This window comes from Stenomitos rutilans (genome assembly GCF_059505485.1).
The window spans coordinates 1-25244 of the sequence record NZ_JCACKR010000138.1; the positions used below are offsets into that span (position 1 = coordinate 1).

Consider the following 25244-nt stretch of genomic DNA (forward strand, 5'->3'; position numbering starts at 1 on the left):
TCACCATTGCCTTGCAACTAAGCATAATTGCTTGTAGAAAAAGTGACATGCTCCCTCCACCGCGACCTTAGTGGCAATGGCTATATCAATGAGCTTTTAACTTCTTCAGTGCAGTAAATCGAGTTTCTAAGCTATCCACTCGCCCTCTTAAAGTAGCTAACTCGCCAGCTACTTCGTTAACTGATGCTGTCAGATCTATAGCGATCCTATTTGGATTGTGAGAAAGGATTCCACTGGAATCCTTTCTCACAAAGCCTCTCAATCTCACAAATGATTTAGGACTGCTATATAAAGCTTTTCTTAGAAAAGGATTCCCGTGCTTGTTGCTTGATTTCCCGATCAATTACATCCATAGCAGCAGCTAACATATCAGCAACCTCATATCGCGTAGCAGCGCGATCTCCTCTAAAAGTTTTGTCCGAATATGCTTGTATAACGCCGTACCGTTCCACAAGGTTTTGCAATCCTTGAAATGCCCAATCTGATAGCTTGACATCGTCGTAATTTATACAAATATTATTAAAAAAGTTGCCTGTTTCACAATTCCCCTGTAGCCTTTTAATTTCGGAATCATCTATAGGATGATCTACCGAGACGATGCCCTGTTTAGAGTCTTTAATACTATCTTCGTAGTAACCTCCAGAAGATACAACTGCTGGTTCTGAGTTTTGCCCCACATCAATAGGGCTTGGTTTGTGAAGTGAGCAAGACATAGTCACTGTAACGCATACAAAAAGGATGCAGGAGAGAGCTAATAGTTTAAGCCAGCCATATTTCTGCTTCATTGGTTATCTCACCAGTTATTTCCTGGTCAATTCTTATCATTGCATAGCTTATGATTCAGCTTTTTTAGGAAACTCACATTTCACCGTGATTTCCATATTGCAACCACCCTTCGCGTTGGCAATGTAAGGAATCCCTGCCTCACTGCTGATATTGACCCCAAACTTAAGCGTGACTTCACTGACTTCAGCAATTGCTACCTGCTTAAACGCATTCAACGTATAGGTCGTGTATGCCCGCACCGTATGCTCGATCGCCTCAAAGGTTTGAGCGATTTGCTTCGGCGGTTCACCAATGATGACGGGACCGCGTGGGGCGTTGTCGTCATAGGGCGTACCACGCACAATATCACCACGAGGCGTAGCAGTATCGTCTGTGGCTTCGATGTAGATTGTGGTGCCGTCTGCCAGCGCGATCGGCGTGAGTTGTCCCGTACAGTTCCGCTCTACCTCTGAATGTGGGTTAAAGGCCGCGATCGTTGGTTGGCATTCCCGCTCCTGACGGCTCTGTCAAGCCCTGATGACGATGTCCCTGGGTTTACGATTCACTACCCCGATCGGTATTTTTAGGCGATCGCCCTTTATGTTAAGAAGCGGTGTAAGCATTCTGGCAGGCACAATTTTCAACTGAGATTGTCCGTCTTACTTTTCAGGATCAGTGCTTACGCCTGTGTTCTTAGGACCACGATCTGTATCCTCCGTTTGATCGGTTTCATCACCAATCACCACAGGCTTTCTCACAACCTGAGATGAATCTGAAGGTTGAACATCAGGCGGGGCCTTGGAAGATCGATCGCTTCCATCTAAGGACAGTCTCTCATCGGCAACTTCTGCTTCACTGTCCAAACTCACAAGCTTTCTGGTTACTGCCGATGCTTCATTAGATGGATTGTTTCTTTCACTCATAGATATGTTCCCTGGGTAGAAGTCAATAAATTTGTTGGGTCTCTATTAATCCATGACCAATTCTGATTCGATTGCGCCTAAAGCCCGCAGTGTCGCTCGTTGAGCCGTAGTCAAGCCGATCGCGCCTGTAAGATTCATGCCCTCATAGGGACGATCGACCTGGAGAATTTTCAAGCACTCCCCCGTGTCACTATCCCACATCCTGATTGTGCCGTCTTCACTGCAACTGGTGAGAATCGGCTCCTGGTGATGAAAGGTGACTGCCCAAACAATCCGTCGATGTCCGTGTAAAGTTTTCAGACATCTTCCGGTCTGTACATCCCACAGCTTAACGAGGCGATCCTCACTGCCACTGGCAAGGGTGGTGCCATCGGGACTAAAGGCCACCGATCGCACTCGATGCGTATGCCCCTGCAAGGTTTGTAAACACTTCCCTGACAGCTCATCCCAAAGTTTAATGGTGTGATCGCCACTGCCGCTGGCTAACAAATGACCCTTGGGACTGTAAGCAACCGAGAACACCCAATCGGTATGACCGTTAAACGTTTGCAACCGCTCCCCTGAGACCTGCCACAGTTGCACTGTATGATCCCCACTACCGCTTGCCAGCTTTGTGCTATCAGGGCTAAAGGCAACGGATTTAACCCGGTGGGTATGCCCTTCAAAACTATACAAACATTCACCGGAACGAACATCCCACAGTTTGACGGTATGATCGCAACTGCCACTGATGAGGGTGGTATGGTTCGGGCTAAACTGGATGGCATGAACCCAATCGGTGTGTCCTCGTAAGTTTTTCAGGCACTCTCCAGTGCTGGCATCCCATAGTTTAATCGTGCGATCGTCGCTGGCACTAGCCAGAATTTCACCATCTGGGCTAAATGCAACCGCCATCACAGCATCGGCATGACCATGCAAAATTTTTCGGCATTCTCCACTATGCAAGCACCACAAGCGGACTAGGTGATCCTTGCTGGCACTGGCCAGCGTTTTACCTTGGGGGCTGAAAGCCACAGATGAAATCCAATTGCTATGGGATTCGAGAGTCGTTAAGCATTGTCCCGATCGCACATTCCACAAGCGCACTGTCTGGTCATCGCCACTGCTGACCAGGGTTCGACCATCAGGACTGAAATTGACCTGCCACACCTGGTTTTTGTGTTCCTGAAACGTCTTGAGGCATTGTTTCGTTTGCAGATCCCACAGCCGTACAGTTTTATCGGCGCTTGCCGTTGCCAACCATTGACCATTGGGACTAAACGCGATCGCCCAAACATGGACGTTGTAATCCGGTAGAAAACCCATGCATTCTCCAGTTTGCAAGTCCCAGAACCTAACGAATTGGCTATCGCTCCCCGTCACTAATGTGCGACCATCAGGACTTAAAGCCATGGAGCATACCCAATTAATCTGAGTTTGCAGCATTTGCAAGCATTCACCAGAACGCAGATCCCAAAGCCGAATCGTTTTGTCTTCGCTACTTGAAATCAACGTTCGCTGATCGGGGCAAAAAATCAATCCTAATACTCGATCGCAATGCCCTTGCAAGACGCGAAGACATTGTTGTGTCTGCACGTTCCACAATTGAATCGTGTGGTCATGGCTACCGCTAGCCAGAATGTGCCCATCAGGACTGAATGCAACAGCCTGTACGCCACTGGTATGCCCCTTTAAAGTTTTGAGACACTGACCAGACTCCCAATCCCAGAGCCGAACCGTCTGGTCATTGCTGCCGCTGGCAATGAGCTTACCATCCGGACTAAAGGCAACAGATAGAATCCAGGCTGTGTGTCCAGTCAGGGTCACAAGCTGTTTCCGGCTTGTGACTTGCCAAAGAATAATGTCTCGATCAATTGCCGTTGCTAACAGCGTTCCATTCGGACTGAAGTTTGCAGTCAGGATATCGCCTAAAGTTTGAGTAAAGACCGTTTGCGTCAGGTCTGCGTGAGAAAAATTAACTCCCTGCAAGTTTACACCTTGAAAATAAACCTGTCGGATGACCAGATTGCTAAAGTCGTATCCTCTTAAACTGACATTCAAGTGACTCAATAAATTAATTAGATTCCCTGGCGCATAATCGGGCGGGTGTAGCGGCTGAGTTTTTAGGTTAGCTAAAACGATGTCGAGCGTTTGCTGTACTGCTTCTTTACTTCCCAATGCCGCTAATAACCGATCCACCATTGGTTGTAGAATCAGACGGCATTGCATGTTGCGTAAGTAATCTTTGGTTTGGGCTTTGCTCAGGGCATAGCGATCGCACCAGCCAATTTCACCGCGCATCAACGCCTCACTGATCTGCTCAATCAAGCGCTCGGTCACATACTCCATGACCACAGGTTGTTGGGTGAAATGGCTGGATGATTGCTGGCTTCCCGCCACCGTTTCAATCAACGAGCGATTTTGTAGCGACTCCACGGCTTCCAGGAGTGCCCGTTGCGTCACTGCTGGCACAAGGTCTTCCCGGAGGTCTGCCAGGGACGTGCCTTCCCGATTGATGGCTAACCAGACCATGACCTGCTGTTCCAGATCTGTCAGCCGCTCAAACTGTTGCGCCAGTAAGTCAGACAGATCGCCGAAAATGAATGTGCTTTGCGCCAGAAAGTCTGCCACGTTGCCCTGAAATAAGGACTGGATGGTGGTCGCCACAATCTTGAGTGCCAGTGGATTGCCGCTATAGCGCTCAATCAGCGACTGTCCGTCTTTGGCAGATAGAGCAAACCCCTTTTCCGTAATCAGCTGTTGCCCTTCGTTCGGCTCTAAGCCAGCCAGATGGAGGGCGCGGATGGGAAGGGTACTGCCGACCTTGATACTTAAGCCTCGCGGTTGTTCCCGGCTGGTGAAGACCAAACAACTTTGATGGCGGCTCTGCCCGATCGTTTCCAGGAGCTGTCCATAAACTGCGTAGCCATCCCGATAGGCACCTGCCCGTCCATCAGCCACCAGAATAGATTCCAGGTTGTCGAGTACGAGTAAGCATCGGTGGGTGCGCAGGGAGTCCAACAATTGATACAGTTTGCCCGAAAAGCTGTCTGGCAGGTCAAGCTGGCGTTGCCGGGAAAGCACACTCAATAAATCGGTCAAAAGCTCTTGTACCGAAGGCGCATTGCGGAGCGATCGCCAGATGACAAACTCAAATTCATCCTGGAGTTGTTCCGCCAGCCGGACGGACAGTGCCGTTTTGCCAATGCCACCCATGCCCAACAGCATCACCAGTCGGCACCGATCGTGGCAAAGCCACTGTTCCAGCTTGGCAAGTTCCGCCGCACGTCCGTAGAACAAGGAAACGTCCAGTGCTTCACCCCAATCGATCACGGGGGTTTGGAATTGGGAGCCAAGGGGAGATAGCAGGGATGCGGTGGGAAGCGTAATTGCTTCTTTTACTTCTCGTTGAGGCACAAGAGCCTCAACCATACTGAAGTCTGCAATGTCTTCGGGATTGAGCGACAGTCGCTGGCACAGTTCCACGAAGGTGGCGCGATCGACCGGTTTGCCCCTCAGAAAGTTGCTTACGGTGGCACGTGCCAGTCCCGCATCCTCAGCTAAGGCTTGCTGATTGAGAAAGCTGCTGCGTCCGACTGCCAATTTTGCAATTTCAATACACTCCCGACGCACCCTGAGCGATCTAGTTGACATAGGTTTCCTGTAGCAGTGCCCAAATTCTATCTAGAAACGAAAGTCGTCACAAGTCAGCCTCAAGTCAGGTCTTCCCAGGCTTGAACTCAGTCAATACAAGGATTTGATGAACTTATACAGCGGAAGAAACGAGCGATAGCCCACAAAAGCTTTTCGCCAATCTTCAACAGATTAATTGATCAAATCAGGAGAATTCCAATGGCTAGCTGCAAACAAGCGATGGTTACAATTCAGAAAGTCAAAGTGGGTAAATCAGAAAGCTACGGCGATGTCATTGGCTTCACTGGTGAGCCGGGAAATTCAGCCGAATGGCAACTTCAATTTACCGTTGCGGGACAGAGCGAGACCATTCGGTTTGATGGCGTACGAGATAACAGCGAACTGGTTGTAAACAAGTCATTTATCGTCGATTTGGGTCCTTTGCAAAGCCTGGATTTGGGAGTCACAGGGGTTGAGATTGATACCTCATCTGCTGACGATCCGTTACCACGAGCAACATTCAAAATTACCCCAGCGACCAACTGGCAAGAGGGACAAACGTTTGAGACGGCTGCCGCTTCCAACCCAGATTTCAGCTACTCGGTTGTGTTTGATGTCAAATGTGCCACTAACTTCGATACGGTCGGAGCAGCCTTGACCAGTGACTCGTCATCACCAGACAGATACTTGGGCATGTGGGAGCAAACTGGTGGTGCCTGGATTGCTCGCCACGGTCTAACTGGGGCGCAGTATCAGGCAGTTTTTGACGATTTAGTGCCTAAAGGTTTTCAGCCCACAATTCTCAATGGGTACAGTATTAATGGTCAAGACCGCTACATCTGTGTGTTTGACAAGTTACCCAGCGCTCCTTGGGTGGCGCGACATGGCTTAACCGGAGCGCAATATCAAGCGGTGTTCAACGATCTGGTGCCCAAAGGGTATCGACCGACGATTCTCAGTGCCTACAACATTGGTGGTGAAGACAGATACCTGGGTGTTTGGAAGCAAGTGGGTGGTGCTGCCTGGGTTGCAAGACATGGATTGACTGGGGCACAGTATCAGGCAGTCTTTGACGACTTAGTGCCCAAAGGGTATCGACCGACGATTCTTAGTGGTTACACGATCGGAGGGCAAGATCACTATGTGTGTGCGTTTGAACAAAAAGGTGGTGCCTGGGTTGCCCGACATGGGTTAACTGGGGCACAGTATCAGGCAGTCTTTAATGATTTAGTCCCGAAAGGGTATCGACCGACAATTCTCAGCGGCTACAACGTGGGTGGGCAAGATCGCTATCTGTGTATGTTTGAACAGAAGGGTGGTGCTGCCTGGGTTGCCCGACACTACTTAACTGGAGTACAGTATCAAGCCCTCTTCAATGATCTCACTCCTAAAGGCTACCGACCCGTGATTCTTGATGGCTACAACGCTGTAGGGTAGTGACTGACCGTGAGTGCTGATTGTTGTGCGATCGCTCTTCCTGACATAGCTGACTGAGCGATCGCCCTTTGACTAAAAACGTATACTTTGACACTTCCTGAACTTGCTCCAGTGGGCTACCAATGGACGTATGAAATGACCCACGAGGGTGATTCTGTGGTTGCTGTAAGAGCCGTACTATCGTCAGCAAGTAGCCATGAGTCTGGATCGGTGCTAGCCGCAACGAGACCTTTGAGATTCAAGCGCTGAAAGCAGGACAGGCGACGCTTCGGTTTAAGCAAGCGCGATCGTGGGAACAGAACCAACCACCGCTCAAGGAATATCAGATTGAGGTTGTAATCCAATAGCAGGCGATCGCTCTTTCGTACCTGGATGACTGAGCGATAGACCTTCATTCCCCTTCTCTGCGGACAGTCTGTTCATCGGAATCTTATCCCACTGGTGGCAGCAGGATGTCTGGGGACATACCTGGAATGACAGGGTCGCTCTTGGTCTTAATCAAAAATTAAAGTTTTTCTCGGCGTAAGAAATTACAACGATACTGAGTTCAGCTCGGCACCCAATTCATCATTGATGTCCTATGCTTACCCCCGAAGAGTTCAACGTTATTCTGGAACGCGTTAGTAACGGCACAGCCAGTGCTGACGATCTCGATCGCTTGCGGCGATCGCAATCGAAAACTGGTGGGCCAGTCAACATCAATATCGACGAACTCACTGGTGAAGATGTTCATATTGGCGATCGCATCACCATTGAGCAGATTCTGGGACAGAAAATCATTTACCTCTCAGTGGATGAGATCAAAACACGGAAATTGATCCAGAGTTCACCCTACAAGGGCTTGAAGAAGTTTGAGCCAGAGGACAAAGATCGCTTTTTTGGGCGTGACCAATTCATTAAAGAATTGGCGAATGAATTGGAGCAAACGAACCTGGTTTTGCTGTTGGGCGCATCAGGCAGTGGAAAGTCATCCGTGGTGCGAGCAGGGTTACTATCTTGGCTGTCGAAGAAATGGGTATCACGGCTGGTGAGCCTCACGTTTACACCCGACCAAGATCCATTTGAGTCCTTGTATGCCAGCCTAAAGCGTTATTACAAGGCGGCAGAAGCCCAGGTTGCTCGCGACGGCAAAGAAGACACGCTAACGCAAGTAGTGACGACACTCAGGCGATCGGATGCTTATTGGTTCATCTTCATTGATCAGTTTGAGGAGTTGTTTACGACCAGCCAGGCAGATAAGCGCGATGGCTCAGGTGCAACTACTAAAGGTGAACGGTTCATTGCCAGTCTGGTGCAGCTTAATACCGCACTGAAGTTTATGGGTACAGCGAAAGATTGCCCAGTCAAAGTGGTGGCAACGATGCGGGCAGATTTCTTTGATCGCCTCAGCCCCTATCCGGCATTCGTCAAGGCGACGGATAAGCATCGTCCCTTTATTGCTGAAATGCAATCGGATGAGTTGCGACAGGCGATCGAGCAGCCAGCGGCACAGCATGGAGTGGTGTTTGAAACGGGTTTGGTTGAGGAAATTATTAAGGATGTACAGTGGCAGGCGGGCTATTTGCCGCTGTTGCAGTACACGTTGAATCTGGTGTGGGAGACGGAGGTGCAGAATGGCAGTATTCACGATCGCACGTTGAATATCAGCACCTATCGCGGGTTGGGTGGCGTGCGAGGAGCGCTGCAAAAGCATGTGAGCCAGATTTATGAAGCGTTGCCCGAAGCAGAACGATTAGCGGCTCAGCGTGTTTTTCTTAAGTTGGTGGAAATTGGTGGCGATGAGGAATCGGGGACGGAATGGAAACCTGTGCGGCGACGGGCAATGCGATCGGAGTTTGACACTGAGCTAGAACGACGGGTACTGGTGCGATTGATTGATGAAAATCTCTTAGTCAGTGACCAACAGCCTCAAGTGCAGGCATCAACGGTAGAGATCGCCCATGAAGCGTTGTTGACCTCCTGGGAGATGTTGAATACCTGGATTAAGGAGAATCGCCAAGCCATTGCACTGCGGAATCGGCTGAATGATGATGTGGCACGGTGGCAAGCAAAGAAGGCAGAGGATGAACTGTGGACTGGCTCAAAGCTAGAACAGGTTTTGGAACTTAAAAAGAACCCAACGTTTAATCAAGTGATGGGTGGGTTTAGTACTACTGCCAATCAGTTTATTGATACAAGTTTGGGGTTGCGCGATCGGATTAGAGAGCGGCAGATTAGACAAGCTCGTAGAATTACAGTTGGAGCAGTAGTAGCAATTGGATTAATTGGTATCGCAGGAATTTTCTCTTTCTTGCAACAAGTAAAATCTCAAAAACAAAGCGTCATAACTGCTGCTGAAGCTTCTAAGGCGAATTTTCTGGCAGGTCGCCAACTTGAAGCCATACTGAATGCAGTAAAAGCAGGGAAACAATTTAACTTGCTGCTTTTTGGTCGAGATGAGGCTTATGCCCCAACTGTTTCTGCTTTAACAAAGGTATTTTACGAAACAAAAGAAATTAATCGTCTGGAGAGCTTGAGTAGTTGGAAGTTAAGCTTCAATCGTAAAATACTAGCATTTAGTAAAGAAAATGGATCTGCTTACATATGGGACACAACAAGTAAAGAATTTATCCAGCTTTCTGGGCAGCAAGAAATTATAGAATTTAGTCCTGACAATAACTTGTTAGCAACTCATAGCAAAGATAATACAGTTCACTTATGGGACATAACAGGTAAGGAAATTGACCAACTCGGACAGCAAGAAAAGATAGTATTTTTTCCTAACAGTAAACTAATATTAACTTATAACAAAGATAATACAGTTCAACTGTGGGACACAACAGGAAGGAAAATTGCTCAACTTGGACAACAAGAGATTGTAGAATTTAGTCCTGACAGCAACTTGTTAGTCAGCCGTGAGAAAGATAATACAGTTCAACTATGGGACACAACAGGAAGGAAAATTGCTCAACTTGGACAACAAGAGATTGTAGAATTTAGTCCTGACAGCAACTTGTTAGTCAGCCGTGAGAAAGATAATACAGTTCAACTATGGGACACAACAGGAAGGAAAATTGCTCAACTTGGACAACAACAAGAAATAAAGTTCTATCCTAATGATGAGCTATTAGTGACTCGTGGAAAAAACAACGTTGTCCAACTATGGAACTTTAGTGGTAGAAAAGTTATTCGGCTCTCAGGTGAGCACTCTTCTATAGAGCTTAGCCCTGATAGCAAGCTACTGGCAACTTGCGAAAAAAATAATATTGTTGATTTATGGGATAAACAGGGTAAGAAAGTTCTTCAATATTCTGCTGAATGTGATGACTCTAATATGATGTTCAATCCTACTGGAAAACTCCTAGCAATAACGCGTAAGGGTGCCGTTGTGTTGCTGGATTTAAGTGATTCTCGTGCTGTCTCTATAGAAGCGAGTTCTGCTAGTGATCACGTAAAAGTCACATTCAGCCCAGATGGTAATCAATTAGTGACTGAAGTAACGGGGCATGCAAGTGTTGGCGATTATGCTGAATGGAGTGCAAGCCAGAGCATAATACGCTTATGGGATGTACAAGGTAGGGAGATTAGTCAATTTCAAGGTGAAAATGGATCTGCCGAATTTAACGTAGTTAGCTTCGACGATAAGCAGCTCATAACATCTGGAAGTAAATCACTAAGTTTTTGGAATCTAAATAATCAAGAAAACCTTGCATTTTGGAAATATCGAGAAGACTTCAAGACTATAGAGTTAAGCTCTGATGGAACTTTACTAATAATCTATAAAAAGGACGGTAGTATTGAACTGTGGAATATTACCGGAAAACTTCTTGTCCAATTTAGGGGATTTTCAGGATATATCAATGATGTAAAGTATAGCCCTGACAGTACATTATTATCAGTAGAAATAACTGATAATAACAAAACTAGTTGGCATATTATTAATAGTAAAGGCGAGGAGATTTTTTTACATGGAAGCAAAACTATTCGTGAGCTTCAGTTCAGCCCTAAAGGAGATTTATTAGCAACTTCTGAAGACGATGGTTCCGTTAAGTTATGGAATAATCAAGGGGAAAAAATTTCTCAGTTTCAAGAGACCTCAAAATATGTTACTAAAATGAAGTTCAGCCCTGCTAATACGTTATTAGCAGTAGAGACATACGATGGCCACACTGAAAGTAGCTGGCATGTTATTAATAATAAAGGCCAGGAGGTTTTTTTACACGGAAGCAAAACTATTCGTGAGCTTCAGTTCAGCCCTAAAGGAGATTTATTAGCAACTTCTGAAGACGATGGTTCCGTTAAGTTATGGAATAATCAAGGGGAAAAAATTTCTCAGTTTCGGGGGACTTTGAGAGATGATTGCATATTTAGTCCTGATGGCCAGATATTGGTAACTGATGAAAAAGATGGACTGTATATTTGGGAAGTTTCAGGAAAGAAAATTGCTTTTATTCAGAGCAATGAACAGCGAATTTATACTCTACAGTTTAGTCCTAACAGCCGATTGTTAGTAGCTGGAGGAGAGAATGGATTAAATTTATGGGACACAAAAGGTCAAAAGATTGCAACATTACAAGAACGTATAGATGGAATTTCCGTCATAAGATTCAGTCCTCAAAGTAATAGATTTATAACTTATGATATTCCTCGTGGTTGCGATCAATGTGGTCTAATTCTTGCCAATGCTAGCGTAGCAACTTTGTGGGACGCCACAGGTAAAGAGATGATGAAATTGAAAGGACATCAAGGAGGGATTACCCAAGTAGAATTTAGCCCTGATGGTCAGTTGATCGCAACACTAGGTTTAGATGAATCGGTAAAGCTTTGGGATATCAATGGTAAAGAGATTGTTCCGTTTGAAGGAACTAAAAGAGCAGCTTTTTCAGGTTCTTCTCGCTTAGATCTAAGGTTTAGTTCAGATAGTAAACTGTTATCAGTTGGTAAGAGATTATGGAAGCTTTTTGAACTCAATGAGTTGCTAGTGCAAAATTGTGACCGAGTAAAAGCTTATTTAAGAAATCCAAGCGCAAGCCTTAGTCACGATGATCGCAACCTCTGTGATGGCATTGGCTTGGGTAAGTAATGATGGGTAAACCATCAGTGCAAGTTGCTAGCTTTAGCGATCGCCAGAAAGCCGAAGCCTTTGCCAAAGAAGTGGGTGGAGAAGTCGGTGAACCTTGACCTTGAGAGGTTTCCAATTTTTCTGAAAAAGTTGGAGATTCGACAATCCCAGGCGAACAATGCAACGGAGGCGATCGGCTGATGCAGTGGAAGGATGATTTTGGGTTGAAGATGATGTGCGATCGCTGAGTTGAGGGGGCGATCGGCTGATGAAGTGGAAGGAGATTCTGTATTGGAAAGGGTGGGCCATCGCTGAGTTGAAGGGCGATCATTTCCATAAACGTCAGGCTAGAAGTGTTTTTGCCCATTGAGCATCTTCTTCAGATAGCGGCGGCAAAGGCGGTTGAGTATAGTCAATTGCCAAATGATACCGTCCCCTTTCATAGATATAATTCAGCAACTTTTGTAAGTCTACAATTGGCTCTTCTTCCCCAGCTAGTAGGGGAATGGGAACTGACGGAATCGGTTGCCTCAAGCGGAAAGCATACAGGTCTGCCGAGGGACGCTGATCACCCCGACTGACTAAAATACGGTAGTCTCCTAGCTCCTTACCCATGATTGGAAACGGCTGACCACTCCGTAACAAATCGATCTCGATCAGATGGGTTGCACTTGCCAAGACTTGATTTCGCTTCCGTTCATAGGCTAACCGTCCTTCCCCAGACCGTTTGTTTTTAGGAGATAGTACTTCAATCACAGTAATGACCGCTCCAGTTGCCACTTCTCGAATTTCCAGGTACCTTTCATTCACCTCCTCCGCGATCGGTACCGTCACCTTCTGCGGTTGTCCAGGTGACAAAAGTGTTGCAGTACCAGACGTCGCCTCCGTCGTTCTGCCGGTCACCACTGCAACATCAGGAATCCCAACTAACAGGGTTTCATCATCATTACTAAAATAGGTTCGCTTTTCAATCTCAACCCGATACTTTTCGCTGAGATGGTCTACCAGGTCATCCGCGATCGCTACAATCAGTCGGTTATGTACCGCCGACCAAAACTCTGGGTTTTCCAGATAGGGATTCATGCCCGGAAACGGTGAAGCCATGTAACAGCTTTAAAGCAGCAAGGATGCACTCTTATTCTACTTCTTGCCTTGCTAAAAACAGGTGCAGCTCTGGCGATCGCGGTTGCATATCAGGCAATTTGGTTATGTCGAGGGGCGATCAGTACTTTATGAGTGTAAAGAATCAGAGGGACGATCGTAAGTCAGAACAAGTCAGTCTTACTCAGGCTTGAACTCAGACAGTCACCGGATTAGATGAATTTGTACGCAACAACTAGCGAATTCATCTAACTACGGAGATCGAGTGATGCCAGACCAACTCAGCCCCCAGCAGCTCATCAATGAACTCAACAATTTAGAAACCATTCTCGGCAAATTTGAAACCACGCTTGACGATAAGTTTGCACCCCTCAAAGCCGGACTTGACAACGCTGAAGCCAACTTAGGCAAACTGGCAACCAATGCCGATGCTGCCTTGATCCGTCAAACCATCGATGCTGCCTTAGACCAGGCACTCGGCGCAAATGATTACATCAGCGCCAATGATGTCCTCAACTTTAACCTGGCACTCACTACAGACTTTGGTGATGCTCCCGGCATTCCCTCGATCGCCTCTACCCTCAACCTCAGCCTCAATCTCGACAATCCCAGCAGCACACCCAGCCTTGCCTTCAAAGATGTGCGCCTGGATTTAGGCTCGTTTGTGCAAGACTTTGCCAAACCCGTCATTGGTGAAGTGGGGCAGGTGTTCAAACCGTTCGATAAAATCCGGGAAGTTCTCACAAAAGATGTACCAGGACTTGGTGATGTCGGTGTCAAAATCAATCTCTTGGATCTGGCTGAAACGCTGGGCAAGTCGCAGGGCAAAGCGTTTGATACGTCCCTATTCGATGCTCTCGTTCAATTTCCCACCATTATCAATGCGGTTGATCAAGCTGAGAATGCCGTTGGAAGACTTTCCGAAGGCGATCGCTTCATCCATCTAGGTGACTTCAGCGCCAATGCGAACGGACAAATCACAACGTCTACACCCTACGTGATCGCTCCACTCGATCAAGCTGCCAGCAAAGGATTGAGCTTTTTCTCAGATGCGAAAAACATAGTTGGCGGTGGTTTTACCTTTCCACTCTTGGAAACTCCCAATACAGCCTTTAACCTGCTGTTAGGTCAGGATGTCGGGCTGCTCAACTTCAAGCTGCCAGGGTTTAGTGCCGGTTTCGAGTACAACCAGGTTTATGACTTTGTCATTCCAACCCCCATTCCGATTCCAGCCCAAGCTTACTGGGGCGGACAAGCATCCTTCACCAGTCCTGGTCTCACCATTGGTTACGATACCCTCGGTCTCAAAGGCGGCAGTGCCTTAGCAGGGTTTTACATTAATGGCACACAATCACTGTTTGATGTGAATGCTCGACTCAAAGGTGGTGTGGGGGTCGGCATACCTAAAATTTTGGCAGCCGGTGGAGAAGTCTTTCTGCAAGGCGATGCCAGCTTCTACCTCCCTGAGCAACAAGAGAAAGTGCGCCTCTCAGCCCTCGGCAGTGTTCTCAATACAGGCTTCTTTGACAGTAAAGGCAAAGTACAGGTTGGAGCAAATCTTTGGGCAGAGCACATTACCTTCAATCCGATCAAGGGCTTTCTGGGCATCATCACTGGTGACTTTGACAAATTAGTTGATCACTACGACCTTCCCATTTTTACCATTGACCTATTTAACTTTGATAGTCGGCATAGCAATAGCAACCCATTACCCCCCAACCTGGCAAGCGACGACACTGCTACGGGTACATTGTTGCTTAACCTGGGTACCCGCGCTGATCAACGCAACGTCAGTAAGGAGGTCATCAATGAGCAGTTCAACATCACCACTGATGGCGTTGTCTCTGCTTTTGGTTATCAAGAAACGCATACAGGCTTCACCAAAGTGGTTGCTTACGCTGATGCAGGCAATGATGACATTGCAGTCAATGCTGCTGCGATCGCCGAACTGCATGGCGGTGCAGGCGATGACAAGCTGTACGGCGTTTCCCTAACCGATCAACTTTTTGGTGACGAGGGCAACGATCGACTCAGCGGTCGTGGCGGCGATGATTTGCTTTACGGCGGCGCGGGGAACGATTACCTCTACGGCGATGAGAGTAATAATGAGTTGTTCGGCAATGATGAGTTGTATGGTGAGGCGGGTGATGACCTGCTAGATGGCGGCGCGGGCAATGATCGGCTGGATGGCGGTGAGGGCAACGATGAGTTATATGGGCGCGCCGGACTGGATGTGCTCAACGGGGGTGCGGGTGATGACCTGCTCTCTGGTGGCGACGACAACGACCAACTGTTTGGTGAAGCGGGCAGCGATACCCTCATCGGTGGTACAGGGGATGATCGCCTGGATGGGGGCAATGGGAACGATCGCCTGTTTGGTGAGGAAGGCAACGACACTCTTATCGGTGGCGCAGGGGGCGATACTCTGGATGGCTTTGACGGCAACGATCAATTCTTTGGCGGGGCTGGCAATGATCAGATCAACGGTGGTGCTGGCAGCGATACCGTCAATTATGCCGATTCACCGCAGGGCATTGTCGTCAATCTGGATGAGAGCAATCCATACAACAATCCCACCAGTGCTTTCAACTTAGAACCGGGCTTTACGATCGCGGCTGGCACGGCGACCGATGGCTTTGGTACGACCGACACGTTGCAAAATTTGGAAAACATGATTGGCTCCAATTTTGATGACGTGCTCATTGGCAACAGTGGTGCAAATCAGATCACCGCACTGGCAGGCAATGACCTGCTCATTGGCAATGCTGGCAATGACACCTTGGATGGTGGTGATGGTCTGGACACCGTGAGCTATCGGTATGATCCCAAAGCGGTTTTCGTCAGCCTCGAACAAGGGACTGCCACCGATGGCTTTGGTGACACCGATCGCCTTATCAACATTGAAAATGTCGTGGGTTCCAACGGGAACGATCGCCTGATTGGGGATAACCAGAGCAACCGCCTTTCTGGTGGCAATGGTGATGATGTGCTTGAAGCCAGGGGCGGCAACGACACGCTCTATGGCAACGATGGCAATGACACCCTGCTGGGAGAGGCAGGCGACGATACGCTGATTGGCGGCGCTGGTGCGGACTTACTTCAGGGGGGCGAGAGCAGTGACACTGCGTCTTACATCACGGCGGCAGCGGGTGTCATTGCCAGCCTCACCACAGGCATGGGCGCAACGGGTGATGCGAGGGGCGACATCTTTCAAGACATTGAGAATTTGGAAGGCTCTGCCTACAGCGATCGCCTCATTGGTGATGACTTCACAAACGTCCTCAGCGGCTTAGGCGGCGATGACTTCCTGGATGGGCGCGAGGGCGATGACGTGCTCTATGGTGGCGATGGGCGCGATCGGCTGCTGGGGTCTGGTGGCAATGACCAGCTCTTTGGTGGCGCGGGCGATGATGACTTAGACGGCGGTGATGGCAATGATTTCCTCAGCGGTGGTGAGGGCGATGATTTCCTGGAAGGACAGGCAGGCAACGATCGGCTGGAAGGTGGTTTGGGTAACGACACGCTCCTGGGTGGCGAGGGTGATGACTTCCTTCTGGGTGAAGCGGGTGATGACAACCTGGATGGCGGTCAGGGCAACGATGTCTTCAACGGCGGACTCGGCGATGATTTTCTCTACGGGAGCGACGGCGATGATCAACTGCTGGGTGCGGGCGGCAATGACTATCTTGAAGGGGGTGCCGGACACGATCGCTTAGATGGCGGTGATGGCAGTGATGTGCTGTACGGACAGGCGGGCAATGACGAGTTATCGGGTGGTGCTGGACAAGACCAATTGTTAGGTGGGCTGGGCAATGATGTCCTGACGGGCGGCACTGACAACGATGTCCTGGTGGGTGGCGGTGGCAACGATCGCTTCGTCATCAACCTGGGCGATGGTAGCGATACGATCATTGATTTTAGTGGCATCGCGAGAGGTGCGGCTCCTTCTGATGCCACCCTTGCTGAGGTGGATGTCATTCAGTTCAAAGGCGCTGATTTAGTGGCGCAAAATCTGCTTCTGACTCAAAACGGCAGCGACCTGGAGATTAGCTTTGAAGGGGTTGCCAATACACAGGTCATTTTGAAGGACTTTGCGCTGGAAAACCTGGACAATCTCCCTCAAAGTGCAGGCGGCTCCATAAACCTGGGCAACATCTTGTTTGATGGTCAAACGACAATCCAGGACAGCTTTGATGTCTTTAATGCGGAGTGGCAGTATGACCAGGTGCTGAACCGCAATACGGTGACGTTCTTAAACGATTTGAGCAATCGGACGCAGGGCTTCGACGACTCGGATGATGTGATCAATGGGCAGGGCGACGATGACACGCTCTGGGGGCTGAGTGGCAATGACACGTTGCGGGGTGGTACCGGGAATGACACGCTGCTGGGCGGTTTGGGCAAGGACTATCTGGCGGGTGGGGAGGGCAACGATACCCTCTTCGGTCAGGCGTGGGATGATTTTCTGGTGGGTGATCAGGGGGATGACGTGCTGTTTGGTGGCAGTGGTCACAACACGCTGGTGGGTGGTCTGGGCAAGGACATCTTTGCGCTGACGGGCGAAGGGACGGATCTGGTGCTGGACTTCACGGTGGGTCAAGACCGTCTGGGCTTGGCGGCTGGGCTGACGTTTGACCAACTCACGCTTACTCAGGGCACCGGGGTGAATGCCAGCAGTACCTGGGTCAAGCTCAATAGCACGGGGGATCTGTTGATGACGCTCAACAACGTGCAGGCAAGCGCGCTGACACGCGATCTGTTTACGTCTGTCTCCAACTACCAGCCTGCACCGTTGGCTAAGGGTTGATGACGATCGCACTAGCCTCGCACCATTTAACAGCATACGACGATCGCCTCTCTGCCCCAACGACTGGAGGCGATCGTCTTCAAGGTCACAGTGGCAAAAACTGCACCAGATTGGCTAAATCTTCAGGATCGCTGGCTTTTGCAATGATTTCTAAATCCCGAACGCAATCGCCGATCGTCACAACCCGTTGGTGAGCATAAATCACGCCTGCAAAAGGAATACCTTCGCTTTGACGGTGCTGGGCTTCGATCAGGAAATCTTGATCTTGAGAGAAAACGACTCGTCGTAGTTCGGTGGCTCGGTCAAGTAACCGCGTATCGGCAATGCCTGAGCGCTGATCTTCTTGAACCGTTAAAACATTCACATCACGGAGGCGCAAACCCACGGTAATCGACGCATGAATGTGTTCATCCATGTAAAGCGCAATGGTCACTGGATGAGTCCCTGGGCACGCAGCTTTCTAGCAAGAGCAGATTCTCCTGCTTCCTGGCGCAATGTTTCAGCGTGTTGAAAACGGCGCTCCAAGTCGGCATCAAGTGCCTGCTGGTGATCCCAGTAGTAAGCGAGAGCGGAATGAATTTGCCCCATGCTCAGGTAACGGTGCTGTAGATGGATTTCTTCAGGACTCCAGCCATACGCATGTTGAGCCTCGACCAGTTCAACGACCTTCATCGTGGTGCCAGCAATGAAGGGAACCTGCTGTTCATCCAGTTCAATGTACTTGTAGTCGGTTGCTGTAAGTGCCATTAAAGTTACCCGCGCCAGGTTCTTCTGCCATCTTAGGCGATCGCGGCTTGAGCAGATGGCACGCTTGCACGGAAGGACATCGCCTCTCTTACTCAACCCTTGGAGGCGATCACCTTTACAGCTCAGAAACCTCTCTGCCCAATTCGATCGTAAGCTAAACGTAATAATTTCTTGCCTTGAAAAGAATTAATTGCATACTGAGAACAGCAACACGGCACTGAACTTGATTTTGGGAGTCTTATGCTTACCCTGGAAGAGTTGAAGTCGATTCTAAACCGCATTCGTACAGGCAGTGAAACGGAAGCGGACGCGGCTGACTTGCGTCGATCGCTGAAGCTGGAGGGCGAGATTGTCCAAATTGGTTTGCAGCAGGGACAATACAACGTCAATATCGGGAAAGTTGAGGGGCAAGACATTCAGTTTGGCGATCACACTTCTGCTTTGTCCTTGCACCCATCGTTAAGATACAGCGGATCGCAGCTTCATGGGAGACATCCAAGATGGCAGACTCTTTCAGCGTATGGGTTTGTAGCATTATGAGGGTCCCCTATATGACTGAAAAGCGCTGTATATGTGCGTTCACCCTACGCTTTGAGGTGCTCTGCTTGATTTCCAAGATAAACAGAAGCTACTATTAAGCTCACCGTTTGCTTTGATGAAGAATATTTCGATTAGTGAGCAAGTTTCTCCCAAAAAGGATTAGGTAATCTTTTGGAGTGTAAAGAAATGCAAGGCAATTCAGAAGATACAAGAGATAGAAATAAACAAAGAAATCTGGCGTTAGAGCACTACGAGAGGGGAGAAATTAAGTTTTCTATTAACAATGAAAGGATGCAGAAAGAGGCAATTGAAGAATTTCGGAAGTTATTCGCTATTGTTGAAATCCATCACGATCCAATCAATTCTCCTTTCTTTTCTCGTGAGGATATACTTCCAAATGCTCATAAGTGGTGTGGTTTAGCACATCTAAAGTTATGGCACAAAGGAGTTATGGATTATCTAGAAAAATCCTGTCTTGAAGAAGCGATAGATAACTTTTTAAGTTCAGCATATTATCGTTCACAAGCTTCTTGTAAAGATAATCAATCATCCAAGAAATGGGAAGAGGTTAAATCCTACTGCAATGAATATATAGAAAAATACAGGAAGCTAGCATCTGAAAAAAAAGATTGTGCGTTTTTTTCAGTACTAATAAGTGACTGTTTTAATGGTCTAATTGGTGATGTAAACCCATCTACCAGACAAATTGAAGATGCAATAATGGATCTTATAATCACAGGCTCTGAATGTGAATCTAATGATTTCAAGCAGGAAATTCTAATCCTTTATGCAAAATTGTACGAGTACCGAGGTTATTCATATAAGCAGGTAAAGAACTTTCACGAGGCTAAATATGATTTAGGAAGAGCCTGTAAGATATATGATCTCATAGATTGCATGTTGCAGGATGTATTGGGAACTGATGAAATTATACAGGCTATTAGAAGAACTATAGAAGAGTTGGATCAAGAGCTAGAAGATGCTAAACGCAAAAGTGCAGAACCAGATGTAGTAGAGCATCATCGTCGCTCAGGCTTCTTTAGAAATTTTGCAATGTACTTCTTGCATTGGCTAACAGCCATCTATGGATTCTCCCAAATGATTCTTCTAGGCGTCTTTAACATAGTCTTTAGTATACTCTCTAGTATTTGGTTTTGTTTCATTAGTATTTTGACTCATCCAGCAATATTAGCTAGTGTTATCAATGGTCTTGCCGAGTCACTTAAATCATTCGGCAAAAATGAAAATAGAAAATAATCGTAAACCCTAACGCTATATAGAATTTCTATGGAGCCTATCATCAGTAATATTTTTGCTTTTCTAATTGCAGTCATAAAAATTACTGCTATCCTTTATGCTGCTATTTTTGTTTTAGTAAAACTACAAAAGATAATAAGAGCTATCAGAAAAAAGACATCAAGAGAGAATCCAAATTATCAGATAGCTTCATTGAGTGTCGATGACCATGAAGCCCTTAGCAGTTTAATTGACACTTTAGAAATAGAAATTGATACTTTAGAAGTAGAGCTTGAAGAGTTCAGCACTAAAGTTAGATACGATCGTGAAAAAATTTACAATCAAAAGGTAGAAGAAAAGTTTAGAGAAATATGCCGTATCACTAGCAACAACATAAAAACAGTTGTTAACAATACAAGAATACCTAAAAGATATTTTTCAGATTCGAGCCTCTATCAGAATTTTGTTAAATTAAAAGCTTTTTTAGAAAAATCGGTTAATAGTAAAGAACCTATTGCTCAAGTTTCTCTAGATTATAAATTCCATCTTCCAGTCGGAGAGTTTCTCTCAGGGGAGTGGGAAGGTGAGGTTATAGATAATAAGGAGTATTGGAAAGAAAAGATCCTCTTCTTCCCACTTAAGGAGGGAACTTCTCATTGGTTAGGAATCGAGGGAACTTACACTAAAGAACTTCTTGCAGCTCCGATTACATCGAAGAAGTTTAGAGAGTTTTTGAAGAACAAAATTAAACAGATTCAACACGAAATAAAGGAGGAAAGGATAATGCTAGATGATCGGCAAGAAAGAGTTGAAGTAAATACAATTCTCGATCGCATCCTTCACAACACACCAGCTGATGGTGATACAGAAGCTCTACGCCAATGGCTTCAAACCCCTGAAGGACAAAAATTTGCTCAGCAGACCACTCAACCGCCTGCTGCAAGCAAAAGCAACATCAATATTGGAAGCATCAAAGGTGATGTACAGTTTGGCAATCGCACCTACAACGGCACCGATGCTGAAACGCTCAAAAACTTGGTCAGTTCTCTGGTGAAAGAGTCACCTGACTCTAACAGTGCTGCAAACCCTACCGTTGCCGTCCGTAAAATCTTAGTGTTAGCTGCGAGTCCAGAAGATCAGGTCAGACTGAATCTGGAAAAAGAAGTGAAAGAAATTGATTTGGCATTACGGTTAGGCAGTCATCGTGAACAATTTATCCTTGACCAACGGTGGGGAGCCAGCCGAAGAGACTTACAAGACATCCTACTAACCATCAAACCCGATATTGTTCACTTCTGCGGTCATGGTGCAAGCGAACATGGATTGGTTTTGCAGAACGACAATCAGAAAACTCAACTGGTGCCAAACGCTGCTCTTGCAGAATTATTTGAAATCATTACCTACTCCAAACCAATCGCCTGCCTTGTGCTCAATGCTTGCTACTCCGAAGTCCAAGTCAATGCAATCAACCCTTTTATTGATTACATCGTTGGCATGAAAAAGGAAATTGGTGATAGAGCCGCGATCGAGTTCTCCAGAGGGTTCTATCGCTCCTTATCCGATGGACTTCCCTACAACATTGCCTTTCGGTTTGGGAAGAATGCCATTGCGCTAGACGCAATCCCCGAAGACTTGACTCCCGTGCTGAAGGGAAAGGCTGCATCGTCATAGATCCCCGACTTCTTTGTTCAGCCCTGATAGCGATCGCCTGCGCCTGATTTAGAAGTCGGGGATCTGGCATTCCGCCACGCCAAATCATCGCCCAATCGAAGGTATCCCCATGCTGCCCCCCGAAGAGTCAGATTCAACTCTGGAACCCACCGATCACAGCGCAACCAGTGCCGAGGATGAGGATGCTCTGCATCGATCGCGCCAACCATCTGGCGAGACGGCGCACATTGGGCTGCCGTCGGAGGCTGTGACGTTCAATATTGAGAACGTTAAGGGCAAAAACATTCAGTTTGGCGATCGCCATATCATCACCTATGTCACGGTTGATGCCATTAAAATTCGCAACCTCATTGCACATTCACCTTATAAAGGTTTGAAGCCGTTTGAAAAAGATGACACCGATCGCTTCTTTGGTCGCACTGCATTTGTAGAAAAGCTATTCCATGAACTGCGATCGTCGAACCTGCTGTTGCTGTTGGGTGCATCTGGCAGTGGCAAGTCATCCGTCATTCGGGCAGGGCTGATGCCCAGGCTGGCGCAAGAGTCTGCTAGGTTTATGGCGTTGACGTTGACACCGGGTCAAGATCCCTTTGAAGGGCTGTATACCAGTTTGTATCCCCGGTTCCAGGAAAAAGCAGGGCTGGCAAGGGAAGGAAAGGAAGACACCTTGCTTGAGGTGGTGCGATCGCTGAAGCCAACCGATGAACAATGGTTCCTTTTAATCGATCAGTTTGAGGAACTTTTTACAACGAGCGCACCGGAAAGACAAAAGCCCTTTATTGCTGGCATGGTGCGGCTGAACGAGGTTTTGGCGAAGGAGCAGAATCGTTCGGTGCAAATTATTGCCACCATGCGATCGGATTTTTCGCATCAGTTAAATGAGTATCCCCGCCTGGTGAATGCCCTCAAAAATCAGTGCTTGATGCTTACTGCCATGCAGCCCGATGAGTTACGATTGGCGATCGAACAACCCGCTGCGAAACACGGCGTGGTGTTTGAGAAAGAGTTGATGATTGGACAGTTTGCCGCACAGCCAGACGCGACGGTGGAAGAGGGGCTGGTGGCACAGATGATGAAGGATGTGCAAGGACAGCCCGGTTATTTGCCATTGTTGCAATACACGCTGGATTTGCTGTGGGAGACAGAACGCCAAAGTGGCGGCTTGAGCGATCGCACCTTAAATATCAGCACCTACCAACAGTTGGGCGGGGTGCGGGGTGCGCTGCAAAAGCATGTGGATGAGATTTATGGAAAGTTGACCAACGCCGAACAATTGGCAGCGCAACGGATTTTTCTCAAGCTGGTGGAAATTGGCGGCGATGAAGCATCGGGAACGGCATGGAAAGCGGTACGCAAACGAGCCTTGCGATCGGACTTTGCCGACCCAACCGAGCAGGACGTTTTAGCGCGGCTGTGATGCCAAGCTGTTGGTGAGTAATGCGCCTGTGGTGGCAGAGAAGGGACAGTTGGGCACGGTTCAAACAGCAACTGTGGAAATTGCCCATGAGGTGCTGTTAATGTCCTGGAAAACCCTGGAGCAATGGATTACAGAAAATCGTAAAGCGATCGCCCTGCGTAGTCGGATCAATGACGATGCCGCACATTGGCAAAAGGAGAAACAAGAAGGGGATTTATTACCGGATTCACGGTTAGCCCAGGCATTGGATCTGCGAAAAAATGAGACGTTTCAGCAAGTGCTGGGAGGGTTTAGTGAGATTGCAAATCAATTTATTGATGCCAGCGATCGCTTAAAAAGTCGTGAGCTGCGAAGAACCAGAATCATCGCTGGGGTTGGCTTCATCCTGGCATCTTTAACCAGTGCGGCAGGACTAAGGAGATTTCTGACAAAGAAACTACCCAAGGTAAAATGCTGTCAGTTGTTCTAGCAAGTCAGGAAACAGAGATTTGGAACCTTCACTTCAAGTCGAAAGACCGCTAAGCTCATCGCAGATCGCAGATCTTTGTTTGGCTGCATCTAAACTGCATGGAGTCGAACGCCGCAGTTTTCAAGCCGAGATGACACTGAAGTATTGCCATGGCAGTGCTCGCATGGCAGAGCGGGTGTTCGGATGGGGACGAGAGCGCGTCGAAGTTGGATTGGCCGAAAAGCGAACTGGGATTGTATGTGTGGGAGCACAATCAGGGTATGGGGGAGCGAAACGTTGGGAAGAGAGGCAACCGGAAGCTGCTGCTGCCCTGCGAGAGCTAGCCGAGGCCCATGCCCAACAAGATCCAACATTTCAAACTTCGATTGCCTATACCCGCTTAACGGCCCAAGAAGCGGTGACTCAATTGCAACAGCAAGGATTTGTGCCTGAGCAATTGCCTGCGCCCAGCACCATGGCTGTGATTCTCAATCGAATGGGTTATCGACTGCAAGCGGTGGTCAAAGCCAAACCACAAAAAAACTGCCCGAAACGGATGCGATTTTTGCCAACATTCAAGCCAAAGACCGCAAGTCAGACGATGGCAGTGTCAAACGAGTGAGCATCGATTGCAAAGCCAGGGTCAACATCGGTGAGTATTCTCGTGGTGGGCGAACCCGAGGCGACAATCAGGCGAGTGACCATGATTTAGGCTGCCAAGAAAAGTACATTCCTTGTGGCATTGTGGATGAGGATAGCGGTCAATTGTCTATCTACTTTGGCAGTTCCTGTAAAACCAGTGACTTCATCGTCGATACCCTGGAAGCTTGGTGGACAAACTTGAGCACAGCGCAACAAACCCAAACAACGCGGCTCCAACTGAAAGTCGATAACGGACCTGAAAGTAGTGGCGTTCGCACTCAATTTCTCAACCGGATGGTGGAGTTTTGTGACCGGATTGGTAAACCGATTCAACTGCTTTACTATCCGCCTTACCACAGTAAATACAATCCGATTGAGCGCTGTTGGGGAATATTGGAACAACATTGGAATGGCACTCAACTCAAAGATGTCAACACTATGCTGCAATGGGCAAAAAGTATGACTTGGAAAAGTATCCATCCTATCGTCGGATTAAATCAACGACCCTATGCCAAGGGCATCTCACTGTCAAAGACAGCCATGCGTGAGGTTGAGAATCGCTTAGAGCGCAATCCAGCTTTACCCAAATGGGACATCTTGATTCAACCTGCTCTTGGGTAGATTTATTCCTAGAAATCTCCTAATGCTGCCTGTGGCTGATAGGTGATGCGACTGAGGGGAGTCTCTCGTTTGGGTTTACCTGGCTTCTCGTAGTGCAACGTTTGTTGCACTCCCCTATCGTTCAATTGATGCCAGGGCAAGTTCTGCTCGAACTTTTTCAATGCCGCCCACGCATCGGCTTCGCAAGCCAATTCTTCGGTGCACAGATGTCGCAATTGCGCTTGCCAGTGCGTCTT

General features: G+C 47.8%; 16 protein-coding genes and 2 pseudogenes. 9 read left to right on the top strand and 9 right to left on the bottom strand.

The annotated features are described in order from the left end of the window. Positions 1-284 precede the first annotated feature (284 nt). The 4 genes from AC5JLP_RS28465 to AC5JLP_RS28480 form a co-directional block, all read right to left on the bottom strand. Complete coding sequence (locus AC5JLP_RS28465) at positions 285-785, bottom strand: S-layer homology domain-containing protein (protein WP_496071222.1); 501 nt, start codon at positions 783-785, stop codon at positions 285-287. A gap of 48 nt (positions 786-833) precedes the next feature. Further along, a complete protein-coding gene (locus AC5JLP_RS28470) occupies positions 834-1259 on the bottom strand; it encodes a CU044_2847 family protein (protein WP_496071237.1) in 426 nt (141 codons plus the stop codon). Positions 1260-1424: 165 nt separating this feature from the next. Continuing rightward, positions 1425-1688, bottom strand: coding sequence for a hypothetical protein (locus tag AC5JLP_RS28475; RefSeq protein WP_496071223.1), 264 nt, complete (start codon positions 1686-1688; stop codon positions 1425-1427). Between the two features lie 45 nt (positions 1689-1733). Next, a complete protein-coding gene (locus AC5JLP_RS28480; RefSeq protein WP_496071224.1) occupies positions 1734-5321 on the bottom strand; it encodes a WD40 domain-containing protein in 3588 nt (1195 codons plus the stop codon). A gap of 198 nt (positions 5322-5519) precedes the next feature. On the opposite strand from AC5JLP_RS28480, the gene AC5JLP_RS28485 reads away from it, so the two are divergent. Continuing rightward, entirely contained in the window at positions 5520-6737 is a 1218-nt protein-coding gene (locus tag AC5JLP_RS28485; protein WP_496071225.1) for a hypothetical protein, read from the top strand. Between the two features lie 116 nt (positions 6738-6853). Here AC5JLP_RS28485 and AC5JLP_RS28490 read toward each other — a convergent pair whose 3' ends face one another. Then, positions 6854-7132: a hypothetical protein gene (locus AC5JLP_RS28490; protein WP_496071226.1), complete on the bottom strand. Its 279-nt coding sequence runs from the start codon at positions 7130-7132 to the stop codon at positions 6854-6856. Positions 7133-7317: 185 nt separating this feature from the next. Here AC5JLP_RS28490 and AC5JLP_RS28495 point away from each other — a divergent pair, with 185 nt between their 5' ends. After that, entirely contained in the window at positions 7318-11799 is a 4482-nt protein-coding gene (locus tag AC5JLP_RS28495) for an nSTAND1 domain-containing NTPase (RefSeq protein ID WP_496071227.1), read from the top strand. A gap of 321 nt (positions 11800-12120) precedes the next feature. Here AC5JLP_RS28495 and AC5JLP_RS28500 read toward each other — a convergent pair whose 3' ends face one another. Beyond that, complete coding sequence (locus AC5JLP_RS28500; protein ID WP_496071228.1) at positions 12121-12882, bottom strand: DUF4058 family protein; 762 nt, start codon at positions 12880-12882, stop codon at positions 12121-12123. Between the two features lie 265 nt (positions 12883-13147). Here AC5JLP_RS28500 and AC5JLP_RS28505 point away from each other — a divergent pair, with 265 nt between their 5' ends. Then, the gene (locus AC5JLP_RS28505; protein WP_496071229.1) at positions 13148-17686 is read left to right on the top strand and encodes a calcium-binding protein; all 4539 of its coding nucleotides are present in this window, start codon (positions 13148-13150) and stop codon (positions 17684-17686) included. Positions 17687-17771: 85 nt separating this feature from the next. Here the strand turns inward: AC5JLP_RS28505 and AC5JLP_RS28510 are convergent, their stop codons facing one another. Next, positions 17772-18119, bottom strand: a complete 348-nt coding sequence (locus tag AC5JLP_RS28510) for a DUF5615 family PIN-like protein (protein ID WP_496071230.1) — start codon at positions 18117-18119, stop codon at positions 17772-17774. Further along, a complete protein-coding gene (locus AC5JLP_RS28515) occupies positions 18116-18433 on the bottom strand; it encodes a DUF433 domain-containing protein (protein ID WP_496071231.1) in 318 nt (105 codons plus the stop codon). Before AC5JLP_RS28515 ends, AC5JLP_RS28510 begins: the two co-directional genes overlap by 4 nt. A gap of 240 nt (positions 18434-18673) precedes the next feature. Here AC5JLP_RS28515 and AC5JLP_RS28520 point away from each other — a divergent pair, with 240 nt between their 5' ends. From AC5JLP_RS28520 to AC5JLP_RS28545, 6 genes and pseudogenes are all read left to right on the top strand, one after another. Further along, entirely contained in the window at positions 18674-18973 is a 300-nt protein-coding gene (locus AC5JLP_RS28520) for a hypothetical protein (RefSeq protein ID WP_496071232.1), read from the top strand. 186 nt (positions 18974-19159) lie between these two features. Then, entirely contained in the window at positions 19160-20230 is a 1071-nt protein-coding gene (locus tag AC5JLP_RS28525; RefSeq protein ID WP_496071233.1) for a hypothetical protein, read from the top strand. A gap of 30 nt (positions 20231-20260) precedes the next feature. Beyond that, entirely contained in the window at positions 20261-21880 is a 1620-nt protein-coding gene (locus tag AC5JLP_RS28530) for a CHAT domain-containing protein (protein ID WP_496071234.1), read from the top strand. Positions 21881-21989: 109 nt separating this feature from the next. Continuing rightward, on the top strand, positions 21990-23297 hold the full coding sequence (locus AC5JLP_RS28535; RefSeq protein ID WP_496071235.1) for an nSTAND1 domain-containing NTPase: 1308 nt from the start codon (positions 21990-21992) through the stop codon (positions 23295-23297). A gap of 13 nt (positions 23298-23310) precedes the next feature. Next, the gene (locus AC5JLP_RS28540; protein WP_496071236.1) at positions 23311-23766 is read left to right on the top strand and encodes an nSTAND1 domain-containing NTPase; all 456 of its coding nucleotides are present in this window, start codon (positions 23311-23313) and stop codon (positions 23764-23766) included. A 163-nt stretch (positions 23767-23929) separates the two neighbouring features. Further along, positions 23930-25008 (top strand): annotated as a pseudogene (locus AC5JLP_RS28545) (ISAzo13-like element transposase-related protein). Positions 25009-25016: 8 nt separating this feature from the next. On the opposite strand, the pseudogene AC5JLP_RS28550 reads toward AC5JLP_RS28545, so the two are convergent. Then, positions 25017-25244 (bottom strand): annotated as a pseudogene (locus AC5JLP_RS28550) (IS1634 family transposase); the annotation flags it as partial.